Annotated in this window: 30 protein-coding genes; 26 read left to right on the top strand and 4 right to left on the bottom strand. The window is 41.2% G+C overall.

Going from position 1 to position 25,834, the window contains the following annotated elements; genetic code table 11:
• Window positions 1-519: 519 nt before the first annotated feature.
• On the top strand, window positions 520-744 hold the full coding sequence (locus CVS91_RS08765) for a hypothetical protein (protein WP_107831641.1): 225 nt from the start codon (window positions 520-522) through the stop codon (window positions 742-744).
• 86 nt (window positions 745-830) lie between these two features.
• Here the strand turns inward: CVS91_RS08765 and CVS91_RS08760 are convergent, their stop codons facing one another.
• On the bottom strand, window positions 831-1,757 hold the full coding sequence (locus tag CVS91_RS08760) for a formylglycine-generating enzyme family protein (RefSeq protein ID WP_159071413.1): 927 nt from the start codon (window positions 1,755-1,757) through the stop codon (window positions 831-833).
• Between the two features lie 134 nt (window positions 1,758-1,891).
• Between CVS91_RS08760 and CVS91_RS10230 the strand changes: the two genes are divergently transcribed.
• From CVS91_RS10230 to CVS91_RS08695, 14 genes are all read left to right on the top strand, one after another.
• Entirely contained in the window at window positions 1,892-2,050 is a 159-nt protein-coding gene (locus CVS91_RS10230; protein ID WP_159071412.1) for a hypothetical protein, read from the top strand.
• Between the two features lie 104 nt (window positions 2,051-2,154).
• The gene (locus CVS91_RS08755; RefSeq protein ID WP_107831639.1) at window positions 2,155-2,766 is read left to right on the top strand and encodes a hypothetical protein; all 612 of its coding nucleotides are present in this window, start codon (window positions 2,155-2,157) and stop codon (window positions 2,764-2,766) included.
• Window positions 2,763-3,512 (top strand): ABC transporter permease, encoded by a 750-nt coding sequence (locus CVS91_RS08750; protein ID WP_107831637.1) that lies wholly within the window; start codon window positions 2,763-2,765, stop codon window positions 3,510-3,512. Before CVS91_RS08755 ends, CVS91_RS08750 begins: the two co-directional genes overlap by 4 nt.
• Complete coding sequence (locus CVS91_RS08745) at window positions 3,509-4,201, top strand: ABC transporter ATP-binding protein (protein WP_107831635.1); 693 nt, start codon at window positions 3,509-3,511, stop codon at window positions 4,199-4,201. Before CVS91_RS08750 ends, CVS91_RS08745 begins: the two co-directional genes overlap by 4 nt.
• 74 nt (window positions 4,202-4,275) lie before the next feature.
• Window positions 4,276-5,196 carry an ABC transporter substrate-binding protein gene (locus CVS91_RS08740; RefSeq protein ID WP_107831633.1) on the top strand — a complete coding sequence of 307 codons (921 nt, stop codon included), beginning with the start codon at window positions 4,276-4,278 and terminating at the stop codon, window positions 5,194-5,196.
• Between the two features lie 136 nt (window positions 5,197-5,332).
• Window positions 5,333-5,608 (top strand): NifU family protein, encoded by a 276-nt coding sequence (locus CVS91_RS08735; protein WP_009295267.1) that lies wholly within the window; start codon window positions 5,333-5,335, stop codon window positions 5,606-5,608.
• Window positions 5,595-6,149 carry a hypothetical protein gene (locus tag CVS91_RS08730; RefSeq protein WP_035142362.1) on the top strand — a complete coding sequence of 185 codons (555 nt, stop codon included), beginning with the start codon at window positions 5,595-5,597 and terminating at the stop codon, window positions 6,147-6,149. Before CVS91_RS08735 ends, CVS91_RS08730 begins: the two co-directional genes overlap by 14 nt.
• Complete coding sequence (locus CVS91_RS08725; protein WP_107831631.1) at window positions 6,127-7,410, top strand: UDP-N-acetylmuramoyl-L-alanyl-D-glutamate--2,6-diaminopimelate ligase; 1,284 nt, start codon at window positions 6,127-6,129, stop codon at window positions 7,408-7,410. The genes CVS91_RS08730 and CVS91_RS08725 overlap by 23 nt, the downstream gene beginning before the upstream one ends.
• A gap of 2 nt (window positions 7,411-7,412) precedes the next feature.
• Entirely contained in the window at window positions 7,413-7,760 is a 348-nt protein-coding gene (gene panD, locus CVS91_RS08720) for an aspartate 1-decarboxylase (RefSeq protein WP_002941539.1), read from the top strand.
• Between the two features lie 3 nt (window positions 7,761-7,763).
• On the top strand, window positions 7,764-8,078 hold the full coding sequence (locus tag CVS91_RS08715) for a YbaB/EbfC family nucleoid-associated protein (RefSeq protein ID WP_002941513.1): 315 nt from the start codon (window positions 7,764-7,766) through the stop codon (window positions 8,076-8,078).
• Window positions 8,075-9,184 carry a PDZ domain-containing protein gene (locus CVS91_RS08710; RefSeq protein ID WP_103571955.1) on the top strand — a complete coding sequence of 370 codons (1,110 nt, stop codon included), beginning with the start codon at window positions 8,075-8,077 and terminating at the stop codon, window positions 9,182-9,184. Before CVS91_RS08715 ends, CVS91_RS08710 begins: the two co-directional genes overlap by 4 nt.
• Window positions 9,181-10,080: a polyprenyl synthetase family protein gene (locus tag CVS91_RS08705; RefSeq protein ID WP_107831629.1), complete on the top strand. Its 900-nt coding sequence runs from the start codon at window positions 9,181-9,183 to the stop codon at window positions 10,078-10,080. The genes CVS91_RS08710 and CVS91_RS08705 overlap by 4 nt, the downstream gene beginning before the upstream one ends.
• A gap of 107 nt (window positions 10,081-10,187) precedes the next feature.
• A complete protein-coding gene (gene tkt / locus CVS91_RS08700; RefSeq protein ID WP_107831627.1) occupies window positions 10,188-12,098 on the top strand; it encodes a transketolase in 1,911 nt (636 codons plus the stop codon).
• A 58-nt stretch (window positions 12,099-12,156) separates the two neighbouring features.
• Window positions 12,157-12,951 (top strand): undecaprenyl-diphosphate phosphatase, encoded by a 795-nt coding sequence (locus CVS91_RS08695; protein WP_002941660.1) that lies wholly within the window; start codon window positions 12,157-12,159, stop codon window positions 12,949-12,951.
• A gap of 69 nt (window positions 12,952-13,020) precedes the next feature.
• On the opposite strand, the gene CVS91_RS08690 is transcribed toward CVS91_RS08695, so the two are convergent.
• Genes CVS91_RS08690 through moaC form a run of 3 tightly spaced genes read right to left on the bottom strand, consistent with a single transcriptional unit; the run spans window position 13,021 to window position 14,986 of the window.
• Entirely contained in the window at window positions 13,021-14,259 is a 1,239-nt protein-coding gene (locus CVS91_RS08690) for a hypothetical protein (RefSeq protein ID WP_107831625.1), read from the bottom strand.
• 9 nt (window positions 14,260-14,268) lie between these two features.
• Window positions 14,269-14,535, bottom strand: coding sequence for a DUF493 domain-containing protein (locus CVS91_RS08685; protein ID WP_009295275.1), 267 nt, complete (start codon window positions 14,533-14,535; stop codon window positions 14,269-14,271).
• Window positions 14,510-14,986: a cyclic pyranopterin monophosphate synthase MoaC gene (gene moaC, locus CVS91_RS08680; protein WP_199906254.1), complete on the bottom strand. Its 477-nt coding sequence runs from the start codon at window positions 14,984-14,986 to the stop codon at window positions 14,510-14,512. The genes CVS91_RS08685 and moaC overlap by 26 nt, the downstream gene beginning before the upstream one ends.
• Window positions 14,987-15,401: 415 nt before the next feature.
• On the opposite strand from moaC, the gene CVS91_RS08675 reads away from it, so the two are divergent.
• The 11 genes from CVS91_RS08675 to CVS91_RS08625 all read left to right on the top strand — a co-directional run bounded on the left by CVS91_RS08675 (window position 15,402) and on the right by CVS91_RS08625 (window position 25,509).
• Window positions 15,402-16,220 carry an ATP-dependent protease gene (locus CVS91_RS08675; protein WP_107831621.1) on the top strand — a complete coding sequence of 273 codons (819 nt, stop codon included), beginning with the start codon at window positions 15,402-15,404 and terminating at the stop codon, window positions 16,218-16,220.
• A gap of 12 nt (window positions 16,221-16,232) precedes the next feature.
• Complete coding sequence (gene nosZ / locus CVS91_RS08670; RefSeq protein ID WP_107831619.1) at window positions 16,233-18,821, top strand: Sec-dependent nitrous-oxide reductase; 2,589 nt, start codon at window positions 16,233-16,235, stop codon at window positions 18,819-18,821.
• An 81-nt stretch (window positions 18,822-18,902) separates the two neighbouring features.
• The gene (locus tag CVS91_RS08665; protein ID WP_103571961.1) at window positions 18,903-19,658 is read left to right on the top strand and encodes a cytochrome C; all 756 of its coding nucleotides are present in this window, start codon (window positions 18,903-18,905) and stop codon (window positions 19,656-19,658) included.
• Window positions 19,651-20,907 carry a nitrous oxide reductase family maturation protein NosD gene (locus CVS91_RS08660; protein WP_107831617.1) on the top strand — a complete coding sequence of 419 codons (1,257 nt, stop codon included), beginning with the start codon at window positions 19,651-19,653 and terminating at the stop codon, window positions 20,905-20,907. Before CVS91_RS08665 ends, CVS91_RS08660 begins: the two co-directional genes overlap by 8 nt.
• Window positions 20,900-21,577, top strand: coding sequence for a 4Fe-4S dicluster domain-containing protein (locus CVS91_RS08655; RefSeq protein WP_107831615.1), 678 nt, complete (start codon window positions 20,900-20,902; stop codon window positions 21,575-21,577). The genes CVS91_RS08660 and CVS91_RS08655 overlap by 8 nt, the downstream gene beginning before the upstream one ends.
• A complete protein-coding gene (locus tag CVS91_RS08650; protein WP_107831613.1) occupies window positions 21,574-22,125 on the top strand; it encodes a c-type cytochrome in 552 nt (183 codons plus the stop codon). Before CVS91_RS08655 ends, CVS91_RS08650 begins: the two co-directional genes overlap by 4 nt.
• A complete protein-coding gene (locus CVS91_RS08645) occupies window positions 22,122-22,583 on the top strand; it encodes a c-type cytochrome (protein ID WP_087581143.1) in 462 nt (153 codons plus the stop codon). Before CVS91_RS08650 ends, CVS91_RS08645 begins: the two co-directional genes overlap by 4 nt.
• Window positions 22,584-22,585: 2 nt before the next feature.
• Window positions 22,586-23,485: a NapH/MauN family ferredoxin-type protein gene (locus CVS91_RS08640; protein WP_107831611.1), complete on the top strand. Its 900-nt coding sequence runs from the start codon at window positions 22,586-22,588 to the stop codon at window positions 23,483-23,485.
• Window positions 23,486-23,494: 9 nt separating this feature from the next.
• Entirely contained in the window at window positions 23,495-24,148 is a 654-nt protein-coding gene (locus tag CVS91_RS08635; RefSeq protein WP_002941553.1) for an ABC transporter ATP-binding protein, read from the top strand.
• Window positions 24,141-24,968, top strand: a complete 828-nt coding sequence (locus tag CVS91_RS08630; protein ID WP_009295293.1) for an ABC transporter permease — start codon at window positions 24,141-24,143, stop codon at window positions 24,966-24,968. Before CVS91_RS08635 ends, CVS91_RS08630 begins: the two co-directional genes overlap by 8 nt.
• A gap of 133 nt (window positions 24,969-25,101) precedes the next feature.
• Entirely contained in the window at window positions 25,102-25,509 is a 408-nt protein-coding gene (locus tag CVS91_RS08625; RefSeq protein ID WP_107831609.1) for a tetratricopeptide repeat protein, read from the top strand.
• The last annotated feature ends 325 nt before the right edge of the window (window positions 25,510-25,834 follow it).

The following is a 25,834-nucleotide window of genomic DNA, read 5'->3' as shown; positions in this document are numbered from 1 at the left end:
AGAAGATGACATAAATTTGATCTGAAATAGCCATGATATGACAAAAGAGTTGTATATGATAAATCCAAAACCGAATATATAGACTAGATATAATAAAGCTAAACCAGATACAATAAAAACCGATAGATGCAAATTTCTACAAAGTAAATTCTAAATTCCAGTCTTCTAAAATGTCTAAATTTATCTAGCCCCAAGCCAGCCTAAATTTACAAGTCAAACTCTACAAATTTCTAAATTTTACTCTGAAAAAGACGATATTTGTTTAAAACTACCTCGCAAAGGATTTGAAATGATAGGTGGCGTAAACGGAGCTAATGTAAATTTATATAGCGGATTTCAAAATATTAGGGAGCAAGCGCTAGCCATATTAAACCAAATTCAGACGATAATTCTTTAAATTTATCATCTCAAAAATTAGCCAAAAACACTAATTAGGTAAATTTAGGTCGAACGAGCGAGAGCAAATTTAGCAAAGATGATGAGCCACTAAAATTTGCTAAAGACAACTCACTCACAGGCATGGCCACTAATGGCAAGATAAGCATCTGGGGCAAGCTCATGGGATACAACAAACAAATGAGTCAAGAGGAGATAAACGAGCTTAAAAGCTTTGTTAGTCAGACCGGAGCGCTTGGTTTTGGTAGAGCCCACGAGGAGGTCATCGGATACTATCCAACAAACGTCGATCTATTCGCAAAACACCTTGCTCGGACTTGGCCACAAAAGCCACGTAGAGGGCTTTGAGATGCTTGATAAGGACATGAGCGTAGAAGAATTTAAAGATAGGTGGCTGGACTATGCGCTGAGGCAAAAATAAAGTAGGCAAATGCCTACTTCTCCCATACCAAACGAAATCCTAAATCATCATAAGATTTATGAATGTTTCTAATTTCGTCTCTGTTTTCTGTTCTACACTCAGTTTTTGCAGATTTAAAAGAGCCGCCCTTTACGATAATATCATCCTCATCTTTAAAAGTCGAAGTCATCTCCCAAACATTTCCCCACATATCGATAGCTCCAACAGCCGACAACGTCTTTTTGTTGGCGTAAATAGATAGAGGTTTGTCTGATTGTTTTGCTGTATTCATCTGGGCATCTTTTGGCATGTGACCAGCCGCCAACTCCCACTCCTCCTCTGTTGGCAATCTTAAAGTTATCCCTTTTTTATTAGATAACCATTTAGCATAAGCTATGGCATCATCGTAACTGATATTGTTAGCTGGGGTATCACTGCCACCTTTATTTAAACATTTTCTATCTGTTTCTCTACAAAATAGACTATATTCTTCGTTGGTAACTGGGGTATAAGAGATATAAAGATTTTCTTTTGCACCTATAATAGGTAAAAATCCATTAACAGGCGTTCTTGCATTTGGCAGCAATCTTGGATCACCAAATCTAGCCATAGTAGTATCAATCCTATGCTCTCTTTCAGCAAGCATATCATCAACTATTTTTTGCATCTCATCCACCAAAGATTTGTCTTTTGCTGTCTCTTTTAGCTCTTCTAATTTTGCTCTCTTTTTAGCAATTACCGCATCATAATTAGCCCCGACCTTGGCTCTTAATCTATTATAATTCTCTTTTGATGGAGTTTCTCTATATATCTTAATGAGCTCTTGAGTCTCTTTGTCTAAGGCTGGCCTCTCTTTTTCTATAAAGCTGCTACGACTATACATATTTGAGCCATTGTCGCCTGCAAAAAGTGGAGCTGACAAAGATAAAGCCAAAGCTGGAATTAAAATTTTTTTATTCATATAAAATCCTTTTAGATGTTTTGTAGCTCAATCCTAGTGCGAAATTTACAATAAAAATACAATGTTAGTTAATCACACTCAAACTACAATCTGCAAAATACCGATAAGCTTGACGGCAACAAGGTCTAGCCTTGGTGATCGGCCGAAGCGAGAAACTAGCGACCTACGATATCAATAAAGATGAGAAATTTGCCTATCTCAAGGAGCTGATGCGCCTTGAAAAAAGCGGCATAGATATACTAAAGCTAGTGGAGAAAAGCCAGAAAAAGCGAAATTTAGACGTAAAAGTCTAGCCGTTTTCTTATAAATTTAACCTCCAAAGCCATCTTTTTACTTTCAAGTGATACAATTTTGATTTTAATTATTACATTTTGCTTTAAATTTGACGGGAGCTCTAATGAAAAAAGTGGTTTGGCTAAATCCTGTTGTAAAAAACATCTACGACTTTGCCGCACTTAAAGAAATTTTGCAAAACAAAGGCTTTAGCGTAGTAGAGTGCGAAAAAGACCACGTTAAAAGCGTAAAAAACGCATACAAAAACGCTCTTGCACAAAGTGAGCTTATTTACGATAGCCGCTGTCCGAGGGCTGTAAATTTTATCAGGGTAAATTTCAAAGAACAAGCCGATCTCATATCAAATTTAAACCCCATTTTAATAGAAAGCGCCATCGAGCTAAGCTCAAAGCTAAAAGAGGACGAGTGGCTTTACGTAACGACGCCCTGTGAAGACTTGGCAGAGCTTGGTAGGGGGCTAAATTTGGAGCGAACCACATTTTTGACGTGGAAAAGCTTTAGGGAGCAAAACGCTATAAATTTAAAGATGCGCAACATCGAGCAAAGTCCAGTACCGCCGGGATTTTTCACAAATTTGGGCGTAAAAACACTAAGTCTTAGCAGCAAAGAGAAGATAGAAAATGCCCTTTCATATAAATTTAGCGAGCTTAAAAACTACCGGATTATCGAGCTTTTATACTGCGAAAACGGCTGTCACAACGGAGATGGGCTGTGAGGGAAATTTTTAAAAAGAGCATTTTGATCCTAGCGATCTTTGCCATCTGGCAGGTCGTTTGCGAGCTAGAAATTTTCACGCCGTATATCCTGCCAAGTCCGCTAGCTACGATAAAAACGATGTATAGTATGAGCCTAAGCGGCGAGCTTGCCACGCATACGATCATCAGCTTTAAGCGCATATTTGCAGGATATGCTCTCTCTTTTGCCCTAGCGCTCGTGCTTGGCGGCATAGCGGCACTTTTGCCAAAGATCAGTGTTTATTACGAGTGGATACTGGAGTTTTTTAGAAATATCCCGCCGCTTAGTTTGATCGCGATTTTGGTGCTTTGGTTTGGTATAAACGAGACGCCAAAGATCATCATTATCATCCTAGCTTCGTTTTTCCCGATGTTTCTAAGTATCCAAAAGGGGCTAACAAGCTGCGATATAAAGCTCATCGAGGTTGGCAAAATTTTTGGCTTTAGTAAATTTGAAATTTTTTACAAGATCATCCTAAAAAGCGCGCTAAAAGATATCTTTGTCGGCATGCGAATAGGCTTTGGCTACGCCATGCGCGCGATCATCGGAGCTGAGATGATAGCGGCTTCAAGCGGGCTGGGCTACTTAATCCTTGACGCCGAGGAGCTCTCACGCGCAGATAGGATATTTGTAGGCATTTTTACGATCGGCATTTGCGGCGTGCTCATAGATAGGCTCTTTTTTCTTTTGATAGCGAAATTTAGCCTTTTGCGAGGTGAGAAATGATAGAAATTTCAAATTTATCCAAGCATTTTTTTATAGGCGAAAGGCGGATCGACGTTTTAAGAGAGCTAAGCTTAAACATAAAAAAAGATAAGATCACCGTCATACTTGGCAGAAGCGGTTGTGGCAAAACTACGCTTTTACGCCTCATAGCTGGCCTTGAGAGCGTAAGTCAGGGCGAGATAAAATTTAAAGAGCAAGCAAAGATCGGCTTTGTCTTTCAAGAGCCCCGTCTCATGCCGTTTCTAAATGTCTATGAAAACATCGTTTTTCCTCTTAAAAAGCAGGAGATTGAGGCTGAAAAAATCGATAGTTTGATATCGATGATAGGGCTTAGCGACTTTAAATTTGCCGCAGTTTCACAGCTCTCTGGTGGCATGAGCTCGCGCGTTTCGCTTGGTAGAGTGCTTGCGTATGAGGCAAATTTGATCCTAATGGATGAGCCATTTGCTGCGCTTGATGCCTTTACTAGAGCTAGCATGCAGGCTGAAATTTTAAAAATACAAGCTGATAAAACCATCCTTTTTGTCACCCACAACATCGACGAGGCGCTATTTTTGGCTGATGAGATCATCTTGCTCGAAAAGGGCGGGATAAAGTCAAACTACGAGCTATCAAATTTAGCAAAGCCAAGAGATCTGCTAAGCGAGGAGCTAATAGCGATAAAACGCAAAATTTTGAGTGAAATTTAGGCAAATAAAATGATAATTAAAACCAAAATGAAGTAAAAGATTATATAATCTTGAAAATTTTAAAAGGAGTAAGTATGAGAAAGTTTTTTAAGGTTTTGTGTGCGGCCTCTTTGTTTTGCTTAGTCGCAAATGCAAGCGAGGGCTTAGATAAGATCGGCATGACCTACGTCAAATCGCCGCTAAACGTCCCATCGATCGTCGATAAATTTAAAGGCTTTTACGCGAAGTCTTTTGGCGTGCCAGTCGAGTACTCTGAGATCACCTCGGGTGCGAAACAAACGCAAGCGCTCGCTTCAAATTCGCTCCAGTTTTTAAACTGCGTGGGCGGCACTTCGGTCATACTTGCAGCTGCAAATAAGGCTGATATAAAGATCATAAGCGCCTATTCAAGGGCACCAGAGGCCTTTGTCATATTTTCTAAAGACCAAAACATCAAGTCGCCAAAAGATCTAAAAGGCAAAAAAGTAGCAGGCCCAAAAGGCACGATCTTAAACGAGCTTTTGGTGAGATACTTAGCGCTTGGCGGCCTAGGCATAAACGACGTAGAGTTCATCTCTATGGGTATCCCAGCTGCGCAAGCTGCACTTGAAAACGGCAGCGTCGATGCAGCGCTTCTTGCAGGACCAGCGGCCTACAACGCTCAAAAATCAGGCCTAAATGTAGTGACAACTGGCAAAGGCGTCATCACTCCAGTCATCGTCACAGCTACAAGCGGAGAGTTTTATAAAAAGCACAAAGATGTAGTTGAGAAATTTAAAAAGGCTCAGGATGAAATTTTGGCCTACATCAAATCAAACGAGGACGAAGCGCTTAAATTTACAGCCGAAGAGACTGGGCTTAGCATAGAGGCGGTAAAGAGCATGTATCCTCAGTACGACTTTAGCTCAAAGATCACGGCTGATGATATAAAAGCGCTTGAGGCTACGCAAGAATTTATGCTTGAGAGCAAGATGATTGAACATAAAATCGATATAAAATCACTTCTACTAAACTAAATTTAAAGGGCAAATTTGCCCCTTTTTTTCACAAAAAACCACCAAAATTTAAAGCCAAAGCGCCCCCAGCAAAAGCCTAGAAAACGTTTGTTTGCACTTTATCTGCTATAATAGCTAAAAAATTTAAGGAAAAAATATGATCCCATTTAGTGATGAAGAGCTTTTAAAACCAGTGACTGCGAGTTTGCAAAAGGTGCTACCGATGCTTGAAAATGACGGCGGCGGCATGGAGCTACTTGGAATAAAAAACGGCAAAATTTACGTAAGGCTCACAGGGCATTGTCACGGATGCGCAGCTAGCACAACCACGCTAAAATACGGCATCGAAAGGCAGCTTCGCATAGACATTCATCCAGAGCTTGAGGTCATAAATGTTCCGATCGGCGAGGAATTTGACATTGATAGATTATAAAAAAATAGGCATAAAATATTTCAAACGCTCTAAATTTAAAGATGCGATCTTTTACTTTTCATTAGCCTATGAAAAGACGCAGGAGAGAAATTTGCTATTTTTGATACAAATTTGCTCTCTTGGCGAGGAAAATGCCGAAGAGGCAAAGCTCTTGTTTGACTACTACATGGCGAAGGTAAGAGCCGGCGAAGACGACGAGGGAGTGGAGGAAATTTTAAAGATTTTAGAGTCCAGAGACGAGGAGAGCGAGTACTTTGAAGAGCAAGACGCGATCAGCTACGAGGACTTTAAAAGGGCTGTTTATAAGGACGGCAGCTTTAAAAAGGTCTTTGAAAACATCATGTTCTCAACCAAAGTCATGATCTCAAACAAAGACGATTTTTTGGAATTTTTAGGAAATTTGATAAAAAATGACTTCATCGATATGAGCATGAACTACCTTGAGAGTGCGGCGGTGATGTTTGGCGGCGACGAGCGTATAGATCAGCTTTTTAAAGAGATACAAAAAAGACAAAACGATGAAAATATCAGTAGAAAATAGCTTCATAACAGATGACTCAAACGAGTGCGAGCAGGGTGCATACTTTGTGCAAACTACTGCAAATGCAAAATTTGCAGAAGCTGCGGTAAAAAATGGCGCTAAGATAATCACTCTTGAAGAGTGCAAAAAGCTTTTAAAGATCGATGAAAGCTTAAAAATAGTTGGCATCACAGGGACAAATGGCAAGACAACAACGGCTGCGGCTATCTACGAGACCTTGCGAAATTTAGGCAAAAAATGCGGCCTAAGTGGCACCAGAGGGGCATTTATAGAGGGCGAGCAGATAGATGACAAGGCGCTTACGACAAGTGCCATTTTAAAGACGCTCTCATATCTCAAAGCAGCCAGCGAGCAGGGCTGTGAGTACTTCGTGATGGAGGTTAGCTCGCATGCGATCGCTCAAAAGCGCATAGAGAGCTTGAAATTTGCTCTAAAAATTTTTACAAACCTAACTCAAGACCATCTCGACTACCACAAGAGTATGGAGGAGTATGCTAGAGTAAAATCAAGCTTCTTTGACGATGAGAGCGTAAAACTCATAAACATTGACGATGGTGGCGTTAAATTTAACCCAAAAAATGCCTATACATACGCGCTCAAAAAGCCAGCCAGCTTTGCGCCGATAGTTTATGGGCTAAAGGACGGCATAGACGCAGTTATCAAGACGCCAAATGGCGATGTGGAGATAGACTCAAGCCTTCAAGGTGAGTTTAATCTTTACAACCTAATCGCAGCCCTTGGCGCCGTTTGCCTGCTAGAGCGCCCAGACGCAGCCGCACTTTCAAAGGCGATAAGTAAATTTAGGGGAGTGAGCGGCAGGATGGAGGTTGTTAGCACCGATCCGCTAGTTATCGTGGACTTTGCCCATACGCCAGATGGCATCGAAAAGGTGCTAAACTCGCTTAGACATCTAAATTTGATCGCAGTCTTTGGCGCAGGCGGCGACAGAGATAGGACAAAGCGCCCTAAAATGGGAGCGATAGCCCAAAAATACGCAAGAATTTGCATAGTCACTAGTGACAATCCAAGAAGTGAAGAGCCAGAGAGCATAATCGATGAAATTTGCGCTGGCATGAGCCAAAATGAAAATTTGATACGAAACGCCAACCGCAAAGAGGCGATCGCTCTAGCTATTAGCAAGCTAGAACCTGGCTGGGCGCTTGTCATACTTGGCAAAGGCGACGAGCCATATCAGGAGATAAAGGGCGTCAAGCACCCATTTAGCGACAAAGAAGTAGTAAAAGAGCTTTTAAAGAGGTAAAAATGAATATAGAAATTTTAGCTAGTAAGATCCACAGAGCCGTCGTAACAGACGCAAATTTAAACTATGTTGGCTCGATCAGCATCGGCGAGGAGCTTATAAAGGCTGCAAATTTGATAGAAAATCAAAAGGTTGAAATTTTAGATGTAAATAACGGTGAGAGATTTGCCACCTACGTGATAAAGGGCAAAAAAGGCGAAATTTGCCTAAACGGCGCAGCTGCTAGAAAGGTCTGCGTAGGCGACGTGGTCATCATCGTGGCTTATGCTAGTATGAAATTTAAAAAGGCTAAGAAATTTAAGCCAACCATCGTGCATGTAAATAACAAAAACGAGATCATAAAGGAGTAGGCGATGTTTGAGGGATTTGACTTTTCGAAGATGGGGCAGATGCTTGAGGATGTGCAAAAGCAGGCCAAGCAGATGGAAGAAGAGAGCAAAAATAAAGAATTTGGCGCAAAAAGCGGTGGCGGGCTAGTGAGCGTGAGAGCAAACGGTAGCGGCGAGATACTTGATATTAGCATAGATGATAGCTTGCTTGAAGATAAAGAGAGCATGCAAATTTTGCTAATAAGCGCCGTAAATGACGTGCTAAAATCAGTTGAGGCCGATAAGAAAAACACCGCTTCAAGGATGCTTGGCGGCCTTGCTTCGATGGGGATAAAATGAGACTAAAATATAAATTTGCCCTTGCATTTTTGCTATCAGCGCTTTGCCTAAACGCCGATCCTAGGCCTACTCAAGAGGACTTTAACGCCTGCTTTGAAAAGAACAAAAACTCAATCGTCTCAGTAAATAAACACTTTGGCGTGGCTATCACTAAAAATTTGATCGCAGTGCCAAAAAGTGACGGAGCCCCACTTGGCGAATATGTCAAATTTGACCCATATTTGCAGCTTTTCTTAGTGCGCTCTAGCAAGGAGCTAAGCCCTGTTGTGATGGCTGATGAGACCAACGAGGAGCGCATCAAAAAGAGCACTTGGGTTGGCATCTTAAACGACTCTAACAACACCGTCATGGGTCACATCAAGTCTTTGGGGCAAAATTTAGGCGACTTTGACACGCTAAGCTTCGAGTATAACGCAACTGGCGAGATAAACACGCCTTGTTGTAAGATGATAGGCATAGCTGTTGGAGCTGATAAATTTATACCAAACCGCTATCTAAAGCACTTTGTATCTTACGATGACGTCTATTACGGCGATATCGGCGTGAAATTCTTGCAAAAAGAGGATAAATTTTTTGTGGGTCTTGTTGATCCACTAGGCCGCGGCAAGATGATGATGGTTGATGATGAGCTTGTTAGTGTAAATGGCATAAAGCCAAAGAGCCTAAGAGAGCTAAATGAGATGGTGCTTTTTGCTCCAAAGGGCGCAAAACTGGATATCATCGTGAAGCGTGATAGGCAAGAGCTACTCTTTCAAGTGCCAGTAAGCGGGGATGTGAAATTTAACCAAAGTCTTGATATAGACGCCCCTTCAAGCCTTGATCTGCCAAATTTAAACGTCATGCCAAAGTCGCCTGAGAGCTTGCTAGATGATAAAGTTTTGGTGGATTATGGTATCACGGTCGATAAAAATTTAGTCGTTACTAAGGTCGAGCCAAAGTCAAATGCCGACATCTTTGGCATCAAAATAGGCGATAAAATTTTAGGCTACAACAAAGAGAGCGTGAGCAATCGCGAGGAGCTTTTAGAAAAGATCAGCGATCTGCAAAATTTCGTGCTTTTATTTACTAGAAACGACTTTCAGTTTTTTGCAAGAGTGCCAAAATGAGCCTGCTTGAGGACTTCGTAAAATTTCTAAATGCAAATTTGCCAAAGGCGCCTAGCTTTCACCCTTACTACGAGGAGGCGCTTGGGGTGATGCTAAAGGCTGGAGGCAAGCACTTTAGGGCGCTTTTGCTTCTTGGTGTGGTCGCAAATGTGGATAAAAGCCTCACGCAAAAGGCGATGAGAGTGGCTTTGGGGCTTGAGATGATGCATACATACTCGCTCATCCACGATGATCTGCCTTCGATGGATAACGCAAGCCTTAGGCGTGGCACACCAACGCTTCACGTAACCTACGACGAAACGACTGCGATACTTGCAGGAGATGCACTAAATACGCATGCTTTTTATGAAATTTCACGTGCCAAGTTGCCAGCTGACACTCGTATAAAATGCGTTGAAATTTTAAGCGAAAATGCTGGCGTTAGCGGTATGGTGCTAGGTCAGGCGCTTGATTGTTTTTTTGAAAATACAAACAAAGAGGACATCAAAAGAGCAAAGGCTAAATTTGGTCTCTCTGGCAAGATGTTAAGCCTTGATGAGCTAGTCTTTTTACACATCCACAAAACCGCAAAGCTCATCGCTGCTAGCCTAAAAATGGGCGCTGTGATAGTAAATTTAGACGAAACAGAGTGCGAGAAAATTTATGATATCGGTCTAAAGCTTGGGCTTGCTTTTCAGATACAAGATGATATCATCGATCTTACAAGCGACGAAGCGGCCGCTGGAAAGCCGGTGCATAACGACCTAGCGAAAAACTCATTTACAAATTTACTTGGTCTATCTGGCGCAAAAAAGAAAAAAGATGAGCTTATTTGCGAGATAGAAGAGGCGCTAAAACAGATAGATGCAAACATCGCAAAAATGATCTTAGAGCTTACAGACAAGCACTTAAGATAGTGCGTAAATTTCGTAAATTTATATCACTTTTTAGACATTTTGGGCAAAAATGCAAGGCAAGTTTTAATCACTTTTTTGTATAATCTAACGCAATAAAAGGAGATCATATGCTAAAAAAACAAGCCGATACTATAAGATTTTTGTGCGCTGATATGGTGCAAAACGCTAACAGCGGACACCCAGGTGCTCCTATGGGCCTAGCCGATATCATGGTGGTTTTAAGCAACTTTTTAAAACACAACCCTAAAAATCCAAAATGGCTAAACAGAGATAGGCTCGTTTTTAGCGGTGGTCACGCGTCAAGCTTGGTTTATAGCTTTTTGCACCTAAGTGGCTACGATCTAAGCCTAGATGAGCTTAAGAAATTTCGCCAACTTGGCTCAAACACCCCAGGACACCCAGAAATTCACACTCCAGGCGTTGAGGTGGCTACTGGCCCACTTGGTCAAGGCGTAGCAAATGCAGTTGGCCTAGCCATGGCAGAAAAATACGCTGCAAACGTGCTAAATGAGCCAGACAATAAAATCATCGATCACAAAATTTACTGCCTTTGTGGCGACGGCGATCTTGAGGAGGGCATAAGCTACGAGGCATGTTCGGTGGCTGGAAATTTAAGACTAGACAACCTTGTGCTCATTTATGATTCAAACAACATCACGATTGAGGGCGATACAGCGATCGCATTTAGCGAGGACGTCAAGGCAAGATTTGAGGCGCAGGGCTGGGAGGTCGCACGCATCGACGGACACGACTACAACCAGATCGAATTTGCACTTGAGCAAGCAAGCGAGAAAGAGTCGCCATATCTCATCATCGCAAACACACACATAGCACGCGGCGCAATGGAGCTTGAAGGCAGCCACCACAGCCACGGCGCACCGCTTGGCGAAGAGATCATCAAAAAGGCAAAGGCTGCAGCTGGCTTTGACCCTGAGAAGAAATTTGCTATCGACGAGGACGTGCTTTTAAGATTTAGAGGTGCAGTTGAAAAGGGCGATCTTGAAGAGGCGATGTGGAACAAAAAGGTTGAGGCATTAAGCATTGAAGGCAAAAATTTACTAAACTCACTTCTTAATCCAGACTTTAGCAAGATCGAATTTCCAGACTTTAGCGACAAAAAACTAGCCACAAGAGATACAAACCACGTCATTTTAAATGAGATAGCTAAAAAACTCCCTGGCTTTATCGGCGGCAGTGCAGACCTTACTCCGTCAAACAAGACCGAGCTAAAGGGTATGGGCGACTTCCCAAATGGCAAAAATATCCACTACGGCATCAGAGAACACGCCATGGCAGCTATCAACAACGGCATCGCCAGATACGGCCTTTTCTTACCATTTTCAGCGACATTTTTCATCTTCAGTGACTATCTAAAGCCAAGTGCGAGGATAGCAGCGCTAATGGGCATCAAACACTTTTTTGTCTTCACACACGATAGTATCGGCGTTGGCGAAGATGGTCCGACACATCAGCCTATCGAGCAGCTTAGCACATTTAGAGCTATGCCAAATTTCTACACTTTCCGCCCAGCTGATGGCAACGAAAACGCAGCTAGCTGGCAAGTGGCTCTAAATTTAAACGCTCCAAGTGCATTTGTACTTAGTCGCCAAGGGCTTGACCCACTTGCAAAAGGCGAATTTGGCGAGGTTAGTAACGGCGCATATCTACTAAGCTCGGCAAAAGATGCGAAGATAACATTTATAGCAAGCGGCAGCGAGGTCTCACTCTGCGTAAAAGCAGCCGCACTTCTAGCTGAGCAGGGCATCGGTGCAAACATCGTATCAGCGCCTTGCTTTGACCTACTTTGCGAGCAGCCAGCTGAGTATGTGGCTAGAATTTTAGATAAAAACACAACTATCATCGCAGTTGAGGCTGCAACTGGCTATGAGTGGTATAAATTTGCTGACGCAGTTTATGGCATGAACAGCTTTGGCGCTAGCGGCAAGGCAAATGAGCTATTTGACCACTTCGGATTTACTCCGCAAAAGCTTGCAAATTTTGCTAGCGAACTTATATAAAATTTAACTTTGGGGAGTAAAATCCCCAACTGCAATCTACAATCAAAAAAGGCATTTTATGGAAATTTCTCACGTTATCGTTTTGGCCTTGGTGCAAGGCATAAGCGAGTTTTTGCCGATATCAAGCTCGGCTCATCTCATCTTGGTGCCAAAGCTACTTGGCTGGCCAGATCAAGGGCTTGCCTTTGACGTGGCAGTGCATGTTGGTACGCTAAGCGCGATACTTTTTTATTTTAAAGATACGATTTTTAAGCTACTTCGTGATTTTTTTGCCTCTATCGCACAACGAAAGATGGTGGGCGATAGCTTGCTTGTTTGGTGCGTGGGATTTGCTACTATCCCAGTTGGCATCTTTGGGCTTTTGTTTAACAACGTGATCGAAGAGTACGCAAGAAGCGGCGTTGTGATCGCTGTTACTACGATCATCTTTGGCATCGCACTTTACTTTGCTGATCTTCGCTCGACAAACAAAAGCGAATATGAAATGACTATAAAATTTGCTCTTATCATCGGTTTAGCACAAGCTGTGGCGCTCATCCCTGGCGTCTCAAGATCAGGCATAACGATGACAGCGGCACTTTTTTTAGGATTTAGCCATAAAGGCAGCGCAAATTTCTCATTTTTACTTTCGATACCTGTCATCATCCTAGCTGGCGGACTTGAGAGTATCAAGCTTATAAAAGATCCAAACGCCTTGCCATGGAGCGATATCGCCCTTGGCGTCATCATAAGTGCAGTTAGTGCTTATATCTGCGTGAAGCTATTTATGGGGATCATCTCAAGGATCAGGATGCTACCTTTTGTCATCTACCGCTTGATCTTGGGTGCGTTTTTGCTCTATCTGTTTTTATAAATTTAAGTTGTAAAATGGCTAGGCTAAGACCTAGCCAAAATGATAAATTTGCCAAAAAGCTTGGCAAATTTACTCCTCTTTTTTATCTTTTTTTATGACGTTTATGAAGTCTTTTGCGGCTTGATATGCTCTGTCGCCAAATTTCTTAGCTTCTGATTTTATATCCATTTGTTTGATGTCTTCAAGCTTATCATTTGCCTTTTTCTCAAACTCTGCGATATCTTGTTTAAGGCCTTCAAGCTTATCGTTAGCGTCAAAATTTAGCTTTAGCTTTTTGCTCTTGTCGTTTAGCTCTTGTTTTAGGGCTTCAAATTTATTGTTCGCCTCGCTCATAAGCTTTGCAACGCCGTTTGATTTTAGCTCTTCAAGCCTTGAGCTGATCTGCTCGATCGCTTGATCGCTTATGCGTTTAAATTTTGCTAGATTTGTGTCAAGCTCGCTATTTATCACGCTTTCGATCTCGCTTTTAGCCACGCCGTCAAATTCATTTTCAAGCTCTTTAAGAAGCGCTATAAACTCTTCATCCACGTTTTTTAAATTTAAAAGCTGTGAGTTTAGCCTTAGCTCATCTGGAGCAAATTTCGCCTCATCTTTTAGCTTCTCAATAGCTCTTAAAATGCCATCTCTTGTGCCATTTATTGCACCTTTTATGAGCTCTTTTGCAAATATATGCCCCTCATTTGCTAAATTCCCCGCTGCACTGATAACATTTTTTGAAATTTCAAACATTCGCTCTTTGCTAAACTCCCCGCCTCTTATCGCAGCGTAGGTCATATTTTTAGCTATCGCGCCAGCAGTCTCTTCGACATCCTTTGCGCCTTCAAGCGTCGTTAAAAAGGCGATTTGAGCACTCTCTTTTAAGATGCCAAGCATTCTCGTTTCTCTAATGATCGCATTGTTTAAAAGCTCTAAAATTTCCTCTTTTTCGCCAAATTCTCTATCTTTTACGACCTCTTCAGCCGCTTCAAATGAAATTTTTAGCCTATTTTTTATCTCTTCACGCTTTGTCTCGATGGCTCTATTTATCTCATCTCTTTTATCAAATAGCTCATAAAGCTCCTTCTCTTCGCCGCTAACTAGAGCTTGATTTATCCCCTCCATCGCGCTTTTTAGATTTTTGGCATTTATGAGGCTCTCTTTGTCCATCTTGTTGTAAAGCTCATTCATCTTTTGCTTCAAAAGATCAGGCAGTGTGTTTTCGTCTTTGTCTGAGACGTCCCTAAAAAAGTCGTTGCAAAGAGCCTTTATGCTAGTTAGTAGCCCCTCGCTATCTTTATAATCACGTAAATTTTGTTCAAGTTTATCCATATTTTTGCCTTATAAAACGTATTTTGCTTCGTGTTTTAGCGCTGAAAATATCTCTAGCCTCTCTTCTTCGCTCAAAACTAGCACCGCCAGATCATAGCTAGCGTATTTTTTATCCTTGCTAAATTTTGAAAAAACTAGCTTAAATTCTCTATCTTTTACTATCTCTTTTACCTTCTCTTCGGCATTTACGCCAGCGTCAAATATCACTTTATACTCCCAGTGTGTTGGGTAGTCGATTTTTGCCTTTTTATTATTTAGATCGCATATATTCGCCACTTTTGCCTCCTGTTTTGCTCTCTAGCACGATATTATTGATCTCCATGCCCTTATCTATGGCTTTTACCATATCATAAATGGTTAAAAGTCCCACGCTCACGCCTGTTAGCGCCTCCATCTCAACGCCTGTTTTGCCCTCTATCTTGACGCTCACGTAAAGCTTAAAAGCGCAAATTTCAGGCAGCTCCTCGATGTCACAATCTACGCCCAAAATGGCCAGCGGATGACACATAGGTATTAGCTCGCTTGTCTTTTTAGTACCCATGATCGCGGCGACAACGGCTGTTTGTATGACTGGGCCTTTTTTGCCGGTATTTTCTTTGATCGCCTTAAAAGCATCTTCGCTCATTTTGATGATCCCGCTAGCAGTTGCTACTCTTTTAGTTGGATCTTTTGGGCTTACATCGACCATCTTTGGACGGTCTTTTTCATCTAAATGTGTTAGCATTATCTCTCCTTTTTTGGGAGATTATAGCCTATTTAAACAAATTTAGCCCAACAAGAAATTTAAGCAAAAATATTTTTTTACCATTAAATTTGCTCTTTTTCATTTTAGCTTTGAAATTTGCCATTTCTTAAAATAAAAATTTAAATTAGTTAAAAATTTTAAATTTTTATTTATTTTATAAAATTTAAACAAAAAATACCGATAAATAGGTGCTTATATAGATAATAAATTTTATTAAAAGTCTATTTCTATTACTTGAATTAGAAAATATATTTTTAATAAATAGCCAAAATTAAAAAAAATTACTGATATTTTTATTTAATAACTTAAAAAAATAAATTAACTACTAATATAATTTTAAGATTTAAGCTTGTATATTTTTGTTAATTTTAAATTTACGATGAAAGCAACCTAGATAATGAAATTTCTGCTATGTCTTAGCTTATCTTTGATAGCGCTTTTTGCTGAGAGTAAGGGCTGTTTCGTCGATGAAAATAGTCAAAACATCATCTTTGTAAAAGATGGCGAGACAAAAAGCCTAGGACTAAAGGAGAAAATTTACAAAGATCAAAGATGTGCTTTTGATGAGAGCTCTTTTTACGTTGCAAATTTAAACAACGAGATCGTAAAGGTGGCTAGCGAGAAGGAGTTTTTATTTGCACTGCCAAATGTTGGCTGTAAGGTTTCAAATATCTTGCTAGACAAAGAGAAAATTTACGTCGCTTGCGATATGGCAAATGTCGTAACGATCGCCATTTTTGACAAGGGTTCTAAAAAATTTATATCAAAAAATTTTAACAATGTTTATAAAATTTCTAGCTTTTTACCGCTTGGTGAGGGAGTGTTTTTTACAAGCTTTAATGGCAAGGCATTTTTGCTTGATAGCAAGCTTAACGCAAAAGAGCAAAAAAACGTTGGCTTTGCGCCCATTAGTGCCTGTAAATTTAACGATGATGAAATTTTCATAGGCTTTAGAAACGGAGAAATTTTAGATCTTAAAAGTGGAGCTAAAAAGCAAGTTTTAAGATCTAAAATTTCAGCTCTTGCGTGCGTGGGAGATGAAGTTTTGGTAGCTGGCGAGGACGGAGCGATCTATAAATTTGACAAAAGCTTTAAGCTAAAGGGCAAAAAAGAGCTTTTTAGCGGCGAGATAAAAGAAATTTTTATAGATAAAAATGTGCTTGTTGGCGTGGATCTAGGCAATAAGATAAAGAGTTTAGAGATAAATTCATTTTAAAAAGGAGAGCAAATGCAAAAGTTATTTTGTGTCGCAAGTGCTGCACTGCTTGGGCTATCTTTAACTGCTGCTTGTGCTGCTAGTAGTGACCTTGAAAAAGTCATGAAAGAGCGCGGGCTAAGCGAAAAAGATGTCCTTGCAGCTGCTAAGACTTACCAGCCAAGCGGTAAAAAAGATGATTTCATCGTCTTTTCATCTGGCGGGCAGAGTGGTCAAGTGCTAGTTTATGGCGTTCCGTCGATGAGAATTTACAAATACATCGGCGTTTTCACCCCAGAGCCTTGGCAAGGATATGGCTATGACGATGAGTCAAAAGCCGTTTTAAAACAAGGCAACATCAGGGGCAAAGAGATAACTTGGGGCGATACACACCACCCAAATTTCACTGAGAAAAATGGTGAGTATGTTGGTGATTATCTATTTATCAACGACAAGGCAAACCCAAGGATCGCTGTTATAAATTTAAAAGACTTTGAGACAACTCAAATGGTCGTAAACCCTATCATGAAGAGTGAGCACGGCGGTAGCTTTATCACTCCAAACAGCGAGTACGTTATCGAAGCTAGCCAGTATGCAGCTCCACTTGATGACAACTATCACTCAATGGACGACTACGAAGCCGTTTATAGAGGCGCTGTGACATTTTGGAAATTTGACTATCCAAAAGGCAAGATTGACGAGAAAGCATCTTTCTCTCTCGAGCTTCCTCCATACTGGCAAGACCTAAGCGACGCTGGTAAGGGCGAGAGCTACGGCTGGGGCTTTACAAACTCAATAAACAGCGAGATGTATACAGGTGGTATCGAAAAGGGTCTTCCTCCATTTGAGGCAGGTGCTAGTAGAAATGACACCGACTTCTTACACGTTTATAACTGGCAAATTTTAGAAAAACTTGCACAAGACAAGAAAAACTACAAAGTTATAAATGGTCACAGGGTAGTTACAATAGAAGCTGCTGTAAAAGCAGGAGCGCTATTTTTGATCCCAGAGTCAAAGAGCCCACACGGTTGTGACGTAACACCAGACGGCAGATACATCATCGTTGGTGGTAAGCTTGATACTCACGCATCAGTTTATGACTTTAAAAAGATCAAAGAGCTAATCGACAAAAAAGAGTACGCTGGCACTGACCCATACGGCATACCTATCTTAGATAGAGAAAAGACAATGCACGGACAAGTAGAACTTGGCCTTGGACCACTGCATACATCATTTGACTCACAAGATGGCGTAGTCTATACTTCACTTTACGTTGATAGTCAAATCGTAAAATGGGACTACAAAAATTTAAAAGTGCTTGATAAAGTAAATGTTCATTACAACATCGGTCACCTTGACACAATGGAGGGCAAATCAGCAAAACCAGTTGGCAAATATGCAATCGCACTTGATAAACTTTCAATCGATCGCTTCAACCCAGTTGGTCCTTTGCACCCACAAAACCACCAGTTAATAGACATCAATGGTCCAAAAATGGAGCTAATCTATGATATGCCTATTCCACTTGGTGAGCCACACGACGTTGTCTCAATAGCTGCTAGCAAGCTAACTCCAGCGCTTACTTACAACATGGGTACAAACTCAAGAACAGGCGAGGCTAGCCCATATGTAACTCTAGCTGGTCAAGAAAGAGTTGAGAGAAACGGCAAAAACGTAACTGTCTATGCAACAATGATCAGAAGTCACATCAACCCAGAGCACATCGAGGTAAATAAAGGCGATAATGTAACAATTCACCTAACAAACCTAGAGCGCGCGCAAGATGAGACTCACGGCTTTGGCATCGACCTTTACAATATCCACGCTTCACTTGAGCCTGGCAAAACTGCTTCAGTAAATTTCGTAGCTGATATGGAAGGTGTCTTCCCATACTACTGCACCGAGTTTTGTTCAGCACTTCACCTAGAGATGATGGGTTATTTGCTTGTTAAAGATCCAAATAAAAAATATGAATCTGCAAAAAATAGCAAGCTAAAAACTCTAAGCCCAGAAGCTCTAAAAGCTGAGTACGACAAAGTAATCGCAACTAACAAAGCTACTGATGATGTTATCCAAGAGGTTGTTAAATACCTAAAAGAGAAACATTATGAGAAATATCCAAAAGTAAAAGCTTTGGTTGATGACGCACTTGATCAATACGGCCACATCAAAGAGGTAAAAGCTAAAGCTGACGAAGCTTACAAAAAAGGCGACGTAAATGGCGCTATCCTTTGGGAGTACCAAGTATGGCAATACATGGTAAAAACTGCTGACGTTGGTCTAAGAGCTAAAAACAACCTAGCTAAAGAGATCGCAACTCCGATGAGCCCAGCTGCTGCAAAAGGTGAGGAAGCTTATCTAAAAGGCGGTTGTAATGGTTGCCACGTTATCGGTCAAGTAAGCTCAGGCCCAGACTTAACTGGCGTCTTGCTAAGACATGAAAACGGCGAAAAATGGGTAGCAGACTTCATCAAAGACCCTGCTAAATTCTATAACGACGACTACGTTAAAGCGATGATTGATTTCTTTAAACTTAGAATGCCAAATCAGCACATGAGTGACGAAGAGATTAAAAATATCATCCAGTATCTAAAATGGATAGACGAAAACGCAGGTATGTAGTTTTAAGGGGCATTTTTGCCCCTTTTAAATTTTAAAATTTAACTTTTGCTAGGCTAAATTTTAAAATTTAAAGGAGAGATTATGAGTAAATATAAAATTTATACCATTGTTGCACTTATCATTATGAGCGTTTGTTTTACTCTGCCAGTTCTTGGCTGGCACGGAGCAAAAGAGCGTATAGCTAACGGCGACGAGCTACCATCTTATGCTTACACTATCTACGATCTTTATAGCTCATTTCAGTATAAAAACCACCTTTTGCCAAAAGAGGTGGCAAGCGATCTTCATAAGATGATCGAGCAAAAAGCAGAGATCGGCACGCCATCTTTCCCTATCTGGTACGTATCTCTTGAAGCGCCAAACTATCCAAAGGCAGCCTTTCCAGATGGTATCCCAGTATATTTTCACGTAGATGGATATAGTGGCGATGTGCACGAGATGAATACGATAAACCACTACATCGGCATGTATCCTATGGAACATGGCGGCAATGTCGAGCGAGCGATCGCGCCTTACTATCTGCTTATAGCCACACTTTGCATGCTTGCATTTTTATACTATGACGGTAAATTTAACTCGCTTCTCATGGTGCCAACTATCATCGCACCTGTGCTATTTATGAGTGCATTTGTGGGCTGGCTATATTGGTATGGACACAATATGCAAGAGTGGGGCGCCTTTAAGATCAAGCCATTTATGCCAACCGTTTTAGGCGATGGTAGCGTGGCGCACTTTACTACGCACTCTTATCCGACCATCGGCTTTTGGGTGATGATGGTGATGAGCGTGCTTTGCATACTTGCAGTCTTTTCAAAGAAAAAAGAGCTAAATGCGTAAATTTTGTAAATTTGCCCTTGTTTTTTTGCCACTTTTTGGCTTTGCAAACGTCCTTCAAGATGCGATAAATAACGCTAGCCCTGGCGATGTGATAAAGCTGGGGGATGCTGTTTATGAAGGTGACATAACGATAAATAAGCCTCTTACTATCATCGGCGAGGGCAAAAATGCCCATATAAAAGGCGACGGCAAGGGCAGTGTTATAAAGATCATCGCTTCAAACGTGACACTTAAAAATTTAAAGATAAGTGGCAGTGGCAACGACCTTGGCGAGCTTGATGCTGGCATAGGCTGTGACAAGGCAAATAACGTTGAAATTTCTAAAAACGACATAAGCGATGTGCTTTTTGGGATTGACTTTAAAGAGTGCAGTAGCTCAAAGATCACTGAAAACAACATCACCTCAAAAAAGGGCGCTAGCCTTGGCTTTAGAGGCGATGCGGTGAGACTTTGGTATAGCCATGAAAATTTGATCGAGCGCAACAACATCCGCGACAGCCGTGACATGGTCGCATGGTACGCAAGCCACAATAAATTTCTAAGCAACAAAGCAGTTGGTAGCAGATACTCGCTTCACTTCATGTATGCTAATCAAAATTTAGTTGAAAATAACGAATTTATCGGCAACGCTGTTGGTATGTTTTTTATGTATTCAGCTAGCTCAAATATAAAAAACAATCTCGTTATGGATAGCGACGGCGCCTTTGGCATCGGCATCGGACTAAAGGACGTGTCTGACTTTACGATAGAAAATAACACCCTTGTCTATAACGCGCGTGGCATCTTGCTTGATAACTCGCCGTTTCAGCCGGGATCAACTATAAATTTTATAGGCAATAAAATTTTACACAACGTGGTTGGCGTCTATTTTCATGCCACGCAAGGCACAAGTATCTTTGAAAACAATGACTTTATCGGCAACATGGACATCGTCGTAAACGACACTCCGGGCGAAAAGATGCTACTAAATAGATGGAGCAAAAACTACTATGACGAGTATGAGAGCTTTGATAGAGATAAAGATGGCTACGGCGACACGCCATTTTTGCACCTCTCATACATCGATCAGCTCTGGCAGTACTATCCAAATTTACAGTTTTTCTATGGCTCAAGCGTCTTTAGCGTCTTAAATTTCTTAGCTAAACTCGCTCCATTTTCTGAGCCCATAAAGCTACTTGAAGATAGTTCGCCTAGGATAAAACCGCTTGATGTTTCAAATTTCAACGCTTTAAAGGCGAAACGTGGATAGAAGAAATTTTATGATAATTGGCTCAGCTGCAGCAGTGGCTGGATACTCCATAGGCAAGTTTTTGCCAAAAAGTAGTGGCGATAAGCTCTATCTTAGACCGCCAGGCGCTGTTGATGACTTTGATGATCTTTGCGTAAAATGCGGTCAGTGCGTGCAAGTCTGCCCATATCACAGCATAAATTTGCTTGATATAGAAGATGGCTACTCAAGTGGCTCAGCTCACATCGATGCTAAAGAGCGAGGCTGCTACTTGTGCGACCTTTTCCCATGCGTGCTAGCCTGTCCTAGCGGTGCGCTCGATCACGCCACAAAGGTCGTGGGTGATGTCAAAATGGGCGTTGCAGTTTTAAGTGACACGGCGGCCTGTTTGAGCGTGAAAAGAGAAAATTTAAGCGAAACTGGCGTTAAACATCTGCTTGATCGCAAAGCTTATAACGACAGAGAAGAGGCGCTAAAAGATAAGATAAAAGGCAAGATCGGTCAAATTTGCGATCTTTGCGTCACGCTTTGCCCAGTTGGCGATAGCGCGATAGCAATGAGCGAGGCAAATTTACCGCTTATAAAAAATGGCTGCGTGGGTTGTGGCGTTTGCGCTGAGGTCTGCCCAGCAAAGATCATAAATATCGCCCCAAAGATGAGTTATGATGAAATTTACAAGGAGAAAAAATGAGAGCAATAATACCTTTAATAGCTGCTGCGTTGCTATTTGTCGGCTGTGAAAAGAGTGAGGACAAAGCGCAAGAGGCTGCTAGCGAGCAAGGTGCAAAAGTAGCGACAAGTGCTAGCATAAAGGTCGAAAAAAATGAAAACAACGAGAGTGCAAATAAGCAAAATGAATTTATAAAATACGATATGCACGGCGAAAAAAGCGTTAAATTTGGACTTGAAGATAACAACGTAAGCCGCCAGATCGGAGCGCTTGCTATGGTAAAAAGCCCGCTTCAAAGTATAAATTTAAGGCTTATAAAGGGCAGACTTAGCAAGGACTTCATCACAAAGTGCTCAGCCTGCCACGACGACTATGCAAACGGCATCATCGGACCATCTCTTTTAACAAAGAGCGAGGATGAAATTTATAAGATGATAAACGCTTATAAAAACAAAGAGAAGGTAAATGTGCTGATGCGTGATCTTGTTAAAAAGATGGATGAGAGTGAGATTAGAAATCTAGCAAAAGAGATAAGCGATTTTAATGCGCAGTTTAGGAGCAAACAATGAAAATCGGAAAAATCATAACGATCATTTTAGCGGTGCTAATATGTGGCATCATGGTGTTTATGCTAAGCCAAACTCCGCCTAAAAAGGAGAAAGTAGAAGCTAGCGTTCAGCCAAAAGTGGAGCAAAATATCTCAAAAGAGCAGTCAAAGTCTAGCGAGGAATTTGCCAGCGAAGATGAGCTAAAAAAGGTAAAAGAGCTAAGCCTAAGCGTGGCTAAGACACAAAATGAAGGCGTTAGCAAGCAATACCTTACCTCTTGCGCACCATGTCACGGCGCAAATGGCAAGGGTGTCGTAGCGCCTGATATCACTCATCTAAGCAAAGAGGATCTGCTAAAAAAACTAGCTGATTACAAGGCTGGTAAGGTGCAAAACACGCTCATGAAGGGACTGCTAACAAACGTTAGCGACAGCGATCTAAACAGCCTTGCTGATGAAATTTCTAAATTTAAAAAGTAAAAATGGATAAATATAACGTTCGTGCGACCGTTAGAAACGTAAGCTTTCTAAGCACGTTAATAACGACTACAAAAGATGGCAAAAAGCGCCCAAGCATACGATTTTGGCGCATTTTTACCATCGTGCTAGTTCATCTTTTATTTGTGCTCTCTTATAGGGTCGATGTGCAAATTTTAGAGGGCGACATCAGCGCCTCAAGGATACTTGGCTTTCATCTAGCAGACGCATTTATGAGCTTGCAAGTCTTTTTGGCAACGCATGAAATTCATGTAAATTTACTAATCGGCTCGCTTAGTATCTTAGCCTTTTACATCATTTTTGGTGGCAGGGGCTTTTGCTCGTGGGTTTGCCCATACTCACTTATAAGCGAGATAGCTGAGAAGATCCATGAAAATTTGCGCGCCAAAAAGATAGTAAAGCCTCGAGTTTTTGACACAAAGTGGCGCTACGCTTTTACCATTTTGTTTTTGGCTCTTAGCTTTGCTAGCTCAAGCCTAGTCTTTGAAATTTTTAATGTCGTTGGGATATTTTCAAGATTTATCATCTATGGCTACTTTCACGCTATCTGGCTAGTTATAGCTATGCTTGTGGTTGAGATTTTCTTTTCACGCAGGGCGTGGTGTAGGTATGTTTGCCCTGTTGGAGCGACCTATTCGCTACTAGCAAAGCCAAATGCGATAAAGGTCAGCTGGGATAAAGAAAAGTGCGACCACTGCTTAGTTTGCACCGATGTTTGCCTAGTGCCACACGTGCTTTTTATGACAAAAAAAGGCGCAAAAACTGATGATAGTAAAAAGCTCTTTAGAATAGCTGGGGCTGACTGCACGCTTTGTGGCAGGTGCATCGACGTTTGCCACCAAGATGCACTTAAATTTGACAACGGCTTTAAGAAACTCATATAAGGAAATTTTTTGATAGATATAAAAGAAGTAACGAAAATTTTTGGCTCGCAAAAGATACTTGATAGCGTCAGTCTAAATGTAAAAGCTGGCGAAAAGATAGCGATACTTGGGCAAAATGGAGCTGGTAAGAGTTCGCTCATGCGTATCATCTTGGGCGAGTTTGTGCCAAATAGCGGAAGCGTCGCGATAAATGGCGTAAATACCCTAAAAGATAGAAAAGAGGCGCTAAAGTTTATCTCATTTGTGCCGCAAACCCCGCCACCACTTAAATTTAGCCTGCGTGAGCTTTGCGAGTTTGTCTGCAAAAGCTCAAATGTCAAATTTGAAGATATTGAGAAATTTAGCAAGCTTTTAGAGCTTGACCTGCATGCAAATTTAAACAAGTCCTTTTACAAGCTCTCTGGCGGTATGAAGCAAAAGATGTTAATAGCTATCGCATTTGCTAAAGATAGTGAAATCTTGATGTTTGACGAGCCAACGGCAAATTTAGATGTAAAAGCAAGAGAGTCTTTTAAAAATTTGCTCGATAACTTCACGCAAAAAAAGACGTTAGTTTTCATCTCGCACCGCATAGATGAGATCGCTCATTTGCTTGATAGATGCGTCTATATGGACCTTGGCAAGATCATCAAAGAAGAAAATTTAAGGAGCAAGAGTGAATAACCTTTTTTTAATAGCAAAACTAGACGTCAAAGAGTCGTTTCGCTCGAGGTGGTTTGCGATCTATGCGCTCCTTTTTTCTGCTTTGATGATAGGATTTTTATTTAGCGGAGTGACTGACTCGCGCGTGCTAGGCTTTTCTGGGCTAACAAGGGCGCTACTTTTGTTTATACAAATTTGCGTCATCATCGTGCCTATTTTTATCCTCATCTCAACCGTTAGAAGCATAAACCAAGACAGAGATACAAACCTGCTTGAATACGTGCTAAGCTTCCCGCTAAGCCTTAAAGAGTATTATTTTGGCAAGGCGCTCGGGCGGACATTTGTCGTTTTTGTACCGCTTTTGTTCTCGCTTTTGCTTTGCGTGGTGGTTGGCTTTATAAAGGGTGTGTCGATACCTTGGGGCGTGCTGGTGCTTTACTTTGGCCTGCTTTTTAGCCTAAGTATCGTCTTTTTATCGCTTGGTTTTTTCATCTCAAGCCTTATTAAAAACCAAGAAACAGGCCAAGGCGTAGCGTTTTTGCTCTGGCTTATCATGCTAGCTTTTATCGACCTAGCGCTCATTGGACTGCTTATGCGAAGCTCTGTCGATGAGTACGTCATCTACTCTATCGCGATGTTAAATCCGATCGAGCTTTTTAGGATAGCAGCACTTAGCCTTTTTGATCCAAATTTAGCAGTCATCGGCACTGCATCTTACTTCATCTTAGGCACATTTTCAAAAGCGACCTTCGTAGCTTACGCGATCATCTACCCTTTGGTGCTTGGCGCGATCTTGCTAGTTTGCGGCTATTTGGGCTTTAGCAAGAGAGATCTTGTTTGATTGTTTTTTGTTAAATAAGAGTTGGCTTTAAATTTAGACGAGGCTTGTATTATTCCACTTGTCCAACAAGAAACCTCCTTTTTGTAATGACCCCCTTTCCCCCAAAGGGGGTTTATCTCTCTCAAGGAAATTTATGAAAAAATCCATTTTATTTTTAGCCTTTGCCGTTTTATCTCTAAGTGCAAACTGGGATGAAAATATGCAAAACTGCATCAACAAAAGTGACGCAAAAGCTTGCGAGAGCTTTACTAAAAAGCTTTCAAACGAGTGCGAGAACAAAGATAAAACTTCTTGCTTTTTATATGCTGATATGCTAGGGCGAGGTCTTGGCGTGGAGAGAGATCTGGTTAGATCTTATGAGATATTTAAGTCGCTTTGCGAAAATGGCAGCAGCGAAGCTTGCTACGAGCTAGCTACAAAATATCTGCAAGGAAACGGCGTAGAGCAGAGCTTTGATCTATCTGCAAATGCCCTTGATAAAGCTTGCAAAATGGGCAGCAAACGAGCCTGCAACGTCTTAGAACTCGTGCCTAAGAATTAAAATTTATAAATTTATAAAGCTTTTTTGCAAATTTTAAAATTTGTCTGACGCTTATTTAACTTGATAAAACAAATTTACAAATTTTAAAATTTCATTCACTCACAAGAATTGACTACTAAAATTTGGCTTCGCTTACAGCTTAGCTCAAATTTTAGAGCCGAAATTACTCGTTCATGAGATTTTAAAATTTGTAAAGCAATCTAATCAAATTTAAATGTTTGCTTCTTTGTTAAGGGGGAAGAGGCTTGAATTACGAAGTCGCTCCCTTCCCCCTTAACAATCCCCTAACCCCGACAACGTTAGCGGTGGCATGCAATGGTGCTTG

This window comes from Campylobacter concisus (assembly GCF_003048985.1).
Taxonomy (GTDB): domain Bacteria; phylum Campylobacterota; class Campylobacteria; order Campylobacterales; family Campylobacteraceae; genus Campylobacter_A; species Campylobacter_A concisus_AY.
This window is presented reverse-complemented; position numbering and strand designations above follow the sequence as displayed.

Excerpts from the sequence above, each read along its gene's own strand:
- CVS91_RS08765 (WP_107831641.1), top strand. The coding sequence starts at position 520 with ATGGCCACTAATGGCAAGATAAGCATCTGGGGCAAGCTCATGGGATAC.
- CVS91_RS08760 (WP_159071413.1), bottom strand. The coding sequence starts at position 1,757 with ATGAATAAAAAAATTTTAATTCCAGCTTTGGCTTTATCTTTGTCAGCT.
- CVS91_RS08755 (WP_107831639.1), top strand. The coding sequence starts at position 2,155 with ATGAAAAAAGTGGTTTGGCTAAATCCTGTTGTAAAAAACATCTACGAC.
- CVS91_RS08745 (WP_107831635.1), top strand. The coding sequence starts at position 3,509 with ATGATAGAAATTTCAAATTTATCCAAGCATTTTTTTATAGGCGAAAGG.
- CVS91_RS08740 (WP_107831633.1), top strand. The coding sequence starts at position 4,276 with ATGAGAAAGTTTTTTAAGGTTTTGTGTGCGGCCTCTTTGTTTTGCTTA.
- CVS91_RS08735 (WP_009295267.1), top strand. The coding sequence starts at position 5,333 with ATGATCCCATTTAGTGATGAAGAGCTTTTAAAACCAGTGACTGCGAGT.
- CVS91_RS08725 (WP_107831631.1), top strand. The coding sequence starts at position 6,127 with ATGAAAATATCAGTAGAAAATAGCTTCATAACAGATGACTCAAACGAG.
- panD (WP_002941539.1), top strand. The coding sequence starts at position 7,413 with ATGAATATAGAAATTTTAGCTAGTAAGATCCACAGAGCCGTCGTAACA.
- CVS91_RS08715 (WP_002941513.1), top strand. The coding sequence starts at position 7,764 with ATGTTTGAGGGATTTGACTTTTCGAAGATGGGGCAGATGCTTGAGGAT.
- CVS91_RS08710 (WP_103571955.1), top strand. The coding sequence starts at position 8,075 with ATGAGACTAAAATATAAATTTGCCCTTGCATTTTTGCTATCAGCGCTT.
- CVS91_RS08705 (WP_107831629.1), top strand. The coding sequence starts at position 9,181 with ATGAGCCTGCTTGAGGACTTCGTAAAATTTCTAAATGCAAATTTGCCA.
- tkt (WP_107831627.1), top strand. The coding sequence starts at position 10,188 with ATGCTAAAAAAACAAGCCGATACTATAAGATTTTTGTGCGCTGATATG.
- CVS91_RS08695 (WP_002941660.1), top strand. The coding sequence starts at position 12,157 with ATGGAAATTTCTCACGTTATCGTTTTGGCCTTGGTGCAAGGCATAAGC.
- CVS91_RS08690 (WP_107831625.1), bottom strand. The coding sequence starts at position 14,259 with ATGGATAAACTTGAACAAAATTTACGTGATTATAAAGATAGCGAGGGG.
- CVS91_RS08675 (WP_107831621.1), top strand. The coding sequence starts at position 15,402 with ATGAAATTTCTGCTATGTCTTAGCTTATCTTTGATAGCGCTTTTTGCT.
- nosZ (WP_107831619.1), top strand. The coding sequence starts at position 16,233 with ATGCAAAAGTTATTTTGTGTCGCAAGTGCTGCACTGCTTGGGCTATCT.
- CVS91_RS08665 (WP_103571961.1), top strand. The coding sequence starts at position 18,903 with ATGAGTAAATATAAAATTTATACCATTGTTGCACTTATCATTATGAGC.
- CVS91_RS08660 (WP_107831617.1), top strand. The coding sequence starts at position 19,651 with ATGCGTAAATTTTGTAAATTTGCCCTTGTTTTTTTGCCACTTTTTGGC.
- CVS91_RS08650 (WP_107831613.1), top strand. The coding sequence starts at position 21,574 with ATGAGAGCAATAATACCTTTAATAGCTGCTGCGTTGCTATTTGTCGGC.
- CVS91_RS08645 (WP_087581143.1), top strand. The coding sequence starts at position 22,122 with ATGAAAATCGGAAAAATCATAACGATCATTTTAGCGGTGCTAATATGT.
- CVS91_RS08640 (WP_107831611.1), top strand. The coding sequence starts at position 22,586 with ATGGATAAATATAACGTTCGTGCGACCGTTAGAAACGTAAGCTTTCTA.
- CVS91_RS08625 (WP_107831609.1), top strand. The coding sequence starts at position 25,102 with ATGAAAAAATCCATTTTATTTTTAGCCTTTGCCGTTTTATCTCTAAGT.